We start from the raw sequence: 840 nt of genomic DNA on the forward strand, positions 1-840 counted from the left end.
GGCGTGGAAAAGGGCCGCTTGATATGCACGTTCCAGTCGCGGCCGACCAGCGCATCCACAAAACGCTCAAACTGCTTGGGATCGGCCAAATGCCGGTAGCCCTCGGGCAACACCAACCGGCCCTGATAATAGGCGTTTTTGAGCCGCTGGACGAACTTGCCCCGGTAGACTTGGGATACGGCCCGCACAGGAAACAGAAACCGGCCCTTGTATTTGGGTTCGACCCAATGGCCGTTGGCATCGACGCCGCCGGCGGGCACGATGAAATGAACGTGAAGGTGGCTCCACATTTTGCTGCCCCAGCTGTGCAGGATACCGAAAAAGCCGATCTGTGCGCCCAGCCATTTGGGATCACGGCCGAATTGCAGCAGGGCTTGCGATGCGCTATCGAAGATCATCTCGTACAGCAGCGCTTTGTTGAACGGCACCAGCGGATTGATCACGTGTGGCAAGGTGAAGATGCTGTGATAGTAGGGCACGGGTAATAGATCGGCAAGGCGGGCGGCCACCCATTTTCTTCTTGCTATGCCCTGGCATTTGGGGCAGTTTCGATTGCGGCACGAATTGTGGGAGCGCTCCGTCCAGTCGCACGCGTCGCATGCGTCAACGTGGTAACCAAAATAACTGGTTCGGCAATGCTCGATGTCAAACATGGCTGCGTGCTGCTTGGGCGTCAGGTTGTGGTCAGATCGATATTGTGCGCCGTACCGTCGAAAGATATCTGCTACTTCAAGACCGCAGCGTCCATTTGAGCGCTCGGTACATGCTCGCTTGGGCACTGGTGACTTCAACAACCAATCCTTGTTTCTCTATTTGATCGAGTACCTCATATCTTCTGTA

1 protein-coding gene is annotated in these 840 nt (G+C 55.8%); it reads right to left on the reverse strand.

Translation table 11 applies throughout. From position 1 onward, the window contains the following. Positions 1–779, reverse strand: a 779-nt coding sequence (locus MRX98_RS22225) for an IS91 family transposase (protein WP_425523913.1), incomplete at its 3' end; no start/stop codon positions are given. Positions 780–840 lie beyond the last annotated feature (61 nt).

Source organism: Desulfatitalea alkaliphila (assembly GCF_022968795.1).
In the GTDB taxonomy this organism is placed as follows: domain Bacteria; phylum Desulfobacterota; class Desulfobacteria; order Desulfobacterales; family Desulfosarcinaceae; genus Desulfatitalea; species Desulfatitalea alkaliphila.